Source organism: Allobaculum fili (assembly GCF_020969955.1).
Lineage (GTDB): Bacteria > Bacillota_I > Bacilli_A > Erysipelotrichales > Erysipelotrichaceae > Allobaculum > Allobaculum fili.
Genome location: NZ_JAHDSX010000074.1, coordinates 1 through 6,392 on the forward strand (window position 1 = coordinate 1; position 6,392 = coordinate 6,392).

The 6,392-nt window shown below is 50.3% G+C and carries 7 protein-coding genes and 1 rRNA gene; 7 read left to right on the forward strand and 1 reads right to left on the reverse strand.

Annotation, left to right across the window (positions count from 1 at the left end; genetic code table 11):
• The first annotated feature begins 48 nt into the window (after positions 1–48).
• Both rrf and Afil_RS10345 read left to right on the forward strand, forming a co-directional pair.
• Positions 49–155: ribosomal RNA gene (gene rrf, locus Afil_RS10340) — 5S ribosomal RNA — on the forward strand.
• Positions 156–692: 537 nt separating this feature from the next.
• Positions 693–1,469: a Cof-type HAD-IIB family hydrolase gene (locus Afil_RS10345; protein WP_230268482.1), complete on the forward strand. Its 777-nt coding sequence runs from the start codon at positions 693–695 to the stop codon at positions 1,467–1,469.
• 75 nt (positions 1,470–1,544) lie between these two features.
• Here the strand turns inward: Afil_RS10345 and Afil_RS10350 are convergent, their stop codons facing one another.
• Positions 1,545–2,729 carry an MFS transporter gene (locus tag Afil_RS10350; protein WP_230268483.1) on the reverse strand — a complete coding sequence of 395 codons (1,185 nt, stop codon included), beginning with the start codon at positions 2,727–2,729 and terminating at the stop codon, positions 1,545–1,547.
• A 108-nt stretch (positions 2,730–2,837) separates the two neighbouring features.
• Between Afil_RS10350 and Afil_RS10355 the strand changes: the two genes are divergently transcribed.
• From Afil_RS10355 to Afil_RS10375, 5 genes are all read left to right on the forward strand, one after another.
• Positions 2,838–3,755, forward strand: a complete 918-nt coding sequence (locus Afil_RS10355) for an AraC family transcriptional regulator (protein ID WP_230268484.1) — start codon at positions 2,838–2,840, stop codon at positions 3,753–3,755.
• Between the two features lie 84 nt (positions 3,756–3,839).
• On the forward strand, positions 3,840–4,397 hold the full coding sequence (locus tag Afil_RS10360) for a methylated-DNA--[protein]-cysteine S-methyltransferase (RefSeq protein WP_369413430.1): 558 nt from the start codon (positions 3,840–3,842) through the stop codon (positions 4,395–4,397).
• A 262-nt stretch (positions 4,398–4,659) separates the two neighbouring features.
• On the forward strand, positions 4,660–5,049 hold the full coding sequence (locus Afil_RS10365; RefSeq protein WP_230268485.1) for a MerR family transcriptional regulator: 390 nt from the start codon (positions 4,660–4,662) through the stop codon (positions 5,047–5,049).
• Complete coding sequence (locus tag Afil_RS10370) at positions 5,046–5,564, forward strand: flavodoxin (RefSeq protein WP_230268486.1); 519 nt, start codon at positions 5,046–5,048, stop codon at positions 5,562–5,564. Before Afil_RS10365 ends, Afil_RS10370 begins: the two co-directional genes overlap by 4 nt.
• Before the next feature lie 75 nt (positions 5,565–5,639).
• A complete protein-coding gene (locus Afil_RS10375) occupies positions 5,640–6,245 on the forward strand; it encodes a DapH/DapD/GlmU-related protein (protein ID WP_230268487.1) in 606 nt (201 codons plus the stop codon).
• The last annotated feature ends 147 nt before the right edge of the window (positions 6,246–6,392 follow it).

Consider the following 6,392-nt stretch of genomic DNA (forward strand, 5'->3'; position numbering starts at 1 on the left):
GAAGACTGATGTTTGTTTTTGGAAGATCCATTTGATAAACTTTAAAAGTACGGTGACGATAGCGGATGGGATACGCCCATTTACATCCCGAACATGGAAGCTAAGCCATCTTGCGCTGACAATAGCCGCAAGGCAAAGATAAGTAGTCGCCGAACAAAACGAAATCCCCGAGAGATAAAGGAGAAATCCGATATCTTTCGGGGATTTTTCTTAGGATCGAAAGATTTGATCCTAATACAGGCCCGTCTGAAAATCCGGTTCGTTTTCCGGACTGGAATCCAAATCCAGTTTGTACATTCCGAATTTTTCGAACGTTTTTCTAACTGGCCTTTCTTTCTGAAGACCAGGAGCCGACAGAGCATAGTCGGCGGCGAAAGAAGAGTCGGTTTTGTTCAAAGGCAAGATTATCCAACAAAACGCAAGATCGTTTAACACGTTGCCAAAATGGAATATCCGCTTTTCTATTCTCATAATCTGCCCCGCACACAACCCAAAGACCCTTTCAAAAAACGTCCCGCGAAGAAGCCAGAAGATTTGGCCAGGCTTTGCGGGATGTGTCTTTCAATGGCCTGTAAAGCGGTTGCGTCCAGTCGGGCAGTCTTCTTTCGAACGCAAGTCATTTTGCGCATTAAAATGGAAGTGCAAAAAAACGATATTTCTTGAAAAAGCCGAAAGGAACAGGAGGAGCGGATATGCAGATTAAAGCAGCGTTTTTCGATATTGACGGGACTTTGCTTTCCCACAAACTGAAGGCAGTGCCCCAGAGCGCACTCGATACGATTGAACAGATGCAGAAAAAGGGAATTCTCTGTGTAGCTGCAACCGGCCGTTCCATCATGGAGTTCAATCGTCTGCCTACCCGGGGGATTCGAATGGATGGCTACATTGCGCTGAATGGTCAGCTTGTTCTCGATCAGAATCAGGAAATTCTGAGCGCCCATCCGCTCGAAGATTCCGCCAGAAATCATCTTCTGAAACTTTTCAACGAGAAAGACATTCCGGTTCTGCTGATTGAAAAAGACCGTCTGTATATCAATAAAATCGACGATCAGGTCAGAGCAGCCAACAAGGCTGTTTCCACGCCGCTGCCGCCGGTGGATTCCTGGTCGGGAAATCCTGTATATTCGGCGATTGGCTATATTCCCAAAGAAAAAGAAGAAGAGCTCCATGCTCTTCTTCCGGAATTCACGATTACGCGCTGGTGCGATCAGGCGGTCGATCTACTTCGAAAAGGCGGCAGCAAGCAGGCGGGCATCGAAGAATTTCTGAAGTTCCACACTATTCGACCTGAAGAAACCATCGCGTTTGGCGATGGAGAAAACGATCTCGAAATGCTCCAGCATGCGGGTATCGGCGTTGCCATGGGCAATGCCAAAGCGATCATTAAGGAAAATGCCGACTACGTTACAGAGGATGTAGAACACGACGGGATTCAGAAAGCCGCGCTTCACTTCGGTCTGATTGACTGACCATTTTCACAGAACATTTATAAGCATTACCAGACCTCACAAAACATACTGCCGGACAGATTCGACTGTCCGGTTTTATTTCGCTTTTTGAACGGCGGGCTTGCGTGTCTGCTTCTGAAGCCGTTCATGCATGCCGGTCATAAGCAGCAGAATCGCCAGAAGATAGATCGGGAAAATGGAAATCGATAAGAAGCGGGAAAGAAAGCCAAACAGCGGCGGCATGACGCAGCTGCCGATATAGGCACTGGCCATTTCCACACCGATGATCGCCTGTGAGCGATCCGCGCCGAAATGATCCGGGGTGGAATGAATGATGCTTGGATAAATCGGCGCGCAGCCAAGTCCGATCAGAACAAGGCCGACAAGCGCAGCCGTTTCATCTAAAGGGAGAAGCAGAGCGGCACCGCCAATCACGATGATACCCTGACCGAAACGGACCATTTGCGCATCGTTCATTTTCAGGGTAAGAAAACCGCCTAGCGCACGGCCGACCGTAATGCCGATGAAAAACAGACTCGCAAAGCTGGCTGCGGTATCGGCTGCGATTCCCTTGGCAACAACAAGATAGCTGCTCGCCCAGAGTCCGGCTGTCTGCTCGAGCGCGCAATAGCAGAAAAACGTAATCATGACGGCTTTAACACCGGGAAGAGTGATTATGGCTTTCAGGCTCAGCGGTTTGGATGGTTCTGTATCGGAATCATCGGAATGGACCGGTCTGTCTTTCCAGAGGGGAAGACTGAGAAAAATAATGGCGGTAATAACAATCTGGATGATGCTGATGAGACGATAGCCAAGACTCCAGCTGTGTGCTTGAGTAAGTGCGAAGCCCATGATGTATGGACCGATGGAAGCGCCGACACCCCACATGCAGTGAAGCCAGCTCATGTGCCGGCTGGCGAAATGCAGAGCCACGTAGTTGTTCAAAGCGGCATCGACACTGCCCGCGCCAAGACCGTAGGGAATGGCCCACAGGCAGAGCATCCAGAATGAAGAGCTGATGGAAAAGCCAAACAGGGCGATAGCGGTCATAGCGACGCTGCAGACGGTCACTTTTCCAGCGCCAAATTTACGGGTGAGCCGATCGCTCGAAAGGCTGGAGATCACCGTACCAGCGGAAATGATGAAGAAAATGATCCCCGACCAGGAAAGCGGCACTCCAAAACTCGGATACATGGACGGCCATGCAGAGCCTAAAAGCGAGTCTGGAAGGCCCAGACTGATAAACGAAAGGTAGATCACAGCGAGAAGCAGATGAACCATGAATTGTTCCTCCTTGATTTCTGCTAAGAAAATATCACTGAATTGATACCCAATGTTAGGATAAAATCGACAGGTTTTCAGGAGAATATCACCCAAAGGAGAAAACGGATGGCTTTAAACGCATGCAAGACGATTCAGGTTGACCGACAGGGAAGAGAGCAGATTGAACATGGAACGCCTTTGTTTCCGATCGCCTGCTATCACGACAACATCAGCGAAAGGGAAGTGGCATGGCACTGGCATGAAGAACTCGAAGTTCTTGTCGTCGAAAGCGGAACGGTGCGTGTGGCGGCCAACGGAGAAGACTGTCTGCTCCATGCGGGAGAAGGCGTCTTTATTCAGACGGGTGCGCTGCATGGCGTGTGGCCGGCCTCAGGTGAAGTCTGCCGTATTCATTCTCTGGTGTTTCATCCGCGTTTAGTCGGCGGAAGTCTCGACAGTATTTTCTGGCAAAAATATCTGGAGCCGCTTCTGAGTGATTCCTCCATTTCCATGATCCGTCTGGATCCCTGCGTATCATGGGGTAACGAGGCCTGCGAGGATATCGAAAGCGCGTGGCAGCTTTGCGTAAAGGAAGAAGACGGCTACGAGTTTCGGGTACGGGATCGTCTTTCTCATCTGCTCTTTACACTCGGAAAATCCAGACAGCTGATGGAGCAGAAGCCATCGCGCAAAGCCAGACGGGATGGCGAGCTGATCAAAATCATGCTTCAGTACATACAGGACCATCTGGATCAGCCGCTTTCGCTGGCAGATATTGCCAGGAGTGCACATCTGAGCGAAAACGAATGTCTGCGCTGCTTTAACCGTATGATCGGCAGTACGCCCATTCGCTATATCCGCGAACTGCGCCTGCAAAAAGCAGTATCCCTGCTCGTACAGACGGATGGACGTATTTCGGACATTGCTGCGCAGTGCGGGTTTCTGGAGATGAGTTATTTCGCTCGCGTCTTTCGAGAACGAAACGGCTGTACGCCAGGGGAATATAGAAAACGGTATGGCCCGATGCCGAAGGAAAGCCTTTAAACCAGCGATTTGAACTGGAGCAGGCATTTTGAAGATTTGTTTTCGATCCAGTCGCCAGGATTGTCGTTAAGGAGGAAGACGAAAATGGAACAGATGGTTATCACGTATTACGAGTCGCCGCTTGGAGAGATCACGATCGAATCCGACGGAAACGCGATCACCGGTATCTGGTTTGAAGGCCAGAGAGAAGCGGAAAAAATCAAAGCGGATTCCGAGAAAAACAGCGCAAATGATTCAGATGAGGATCTGCCGGTATTTGAACAGGCCAGAAAATGGCTGGATCTCTACTTTGCGGGGGAAAACCCGGATTTTCGGCCGGAACTCTCGACGCAGGGCACTCTGTTTCAGCAGGAAGTCTGGGCCATTCTTAAAGCCATTCCGCTTGGTGAGACGACGACGTACGGCGATATCGCCAGAACGATCGCCGCAAAGCGCGGTATGTCCAGAATGTCGGCGCAGGCGGTTGGTCAGGCGGTCGGCTCCAATCCGATCTCGCTTATGATTCCCTGTCATCGCGTTCTGGGCTCCAATGGATTGCTGACCGGCTATGCGGGCGGTGTAGACCGAAAACGGGCTTTGCTTGAGCGGGAAAAAAGCGGAAAAATCGCATCCCCGAACAATGAAAACACCGAAGAAAAATAACTGCTTTAAACCGATCCAGATGGAACTGGCTTTCAAACTTCCAAAACACAGTCTGGACTCCAATACGGGTTCGTTCCCTTTATGAGAACGAGCCTTTTTTGCGTTTTCAACCCATGCCAGAGCAGCCATAAGTGCAGAACAGATGCCGCAAGGATGAATGAACTGAATCTGCACAGAAAAAGGTCGGAATTCGGGAAAAATCCGCCATTTCAATGAGTATGCAGCTTGATCTGGAGTGAACTCGAGGTTGTATAACGTGCTCATGAACATTGCAGAAGTCAGCAAACTCTATGACATCAGTCAGGACACCCTGCGCTCCTACGAACAGATCGGCATGATCCCGCCGGTGACCCGCACCGAGGGCGGCAAGCGGGACTATCAGGAAGAAGATCTTCGCTGGGTCGAACTCGTCAAATGCATGCGCCGGGTCGGTCTGCCGGTCAAATCGATCGTGGAATACGTGACGCTTTATATGGAAGGCGATCAGACCATTCCGGATCGTCTCGAACTGCTTCAGGAACAGCGGCTCGAGCTGGAAGAGCAGAAAGCCCGGATCGATCAGATGATTCAGCGCCTTTCATGGAAAATCGAACGCTACAAGGAAGCGCAGATCACAGGCGTTCTGAACTGGGAGAAAAAGGAGGATTTATGAAAAGTTTAGTCGCTTACTATTCCCGCACAGGAGAAAACTATTTTGGCGGGGATATCCGTACCATCACCGAAGGCAATACGGAAAAAGCTGCGAAGGAAATCGCAAAGCTCACCGGAGCGGATCTTTTTGAAATCCGACAGAGCGATCCGTATTCGGATACGTACATGACTTACATTCAGCAGGCGCAGGACGACTCGAATGCACATTGCCGTCCAAAGATAGAAAACCTTCCAGCCAGCCTGGATGAATACGATGAGATCTGGCTTGGCTTCCCAATTTACTGGGACACCATGCCGATGGCCGTTTTCACCTTTATCGACGCCTATGACTGGAACGGCAAGATCATTCATCCTTTCACCACCCACGAAGGCAGCGGACTTGGACGCGTGCCGGCGGATCTGGCCAAAGAAGCCAAAGGCGCCATCATCACGCAGGGGCTCGCAATTCACGCCAGCTATGTCGATCGCTCGAAAGCCCAGATCGATCACGGGGTCAAAGTCAGCTCGACCAAATAAAAACAGAAGAAACTGGCAGAAAACAGCCTGAGAGAATATCAAAACAGAAAACCGAAAGGATGGAGGAACGAGACGATGGAAAATAAAAACGCTGTAAAAGCAGAAGCCGAAGAAGATGTATACGCGCTGATGGATCAGGGCGGTCCAACGGATAATCGAAAGCCATATTTCCGCCCGGCGGTGGATGAAATGATGCGTTCCCGAACGCTCTGCGCAAAAGCCAACCGAAAACTTCCCGATGATCCGACGTATATGGACGATCTGCGCGAGCTGTTTCATTCCGATCTCGACACCATCCGTGTCCTGACTCCGTTTCAGTGCGATTTTGGAAATCGTGTGAAGTTTGGAAAAGGCGTTTTCATCAACCATTCCGCAATTCTTTCCGCTTCCGGCGGCATTGAATTTGAAGACGGCGTCATGGTGGCCCCCGGCGTTCGGATTGCAACAATCAATCATGACATGAATGAACGCCATACGATCTATACCTATGGCAATGTAACCATTCACAAGAACGCCTGGATCGGTATGAACGTGACCATTTGTCCCGGGGTAACGATTGGCAAGTACGCGGTAGTCGGTGCCGGCGCCGTAGTTACGCACGAAATTCCTGACTATGCGGTAGCCGCCGGCGTTCCTGCCAAAGTCATTCGTATGCTCCATCCAGCCGAGCAGAAAGAATAAGCCGAAAAATGGCAGCAGGGAAAAGTAAGTGTCAAACAATCGACGGGTATACGCGAGACTGAATATTAGATACGCTAAACGGGATCCCTTTCGAGATCCCGCTTGGCGTATTTTTTATTCTTCATCGTTTTCTTCATACTTCGGATC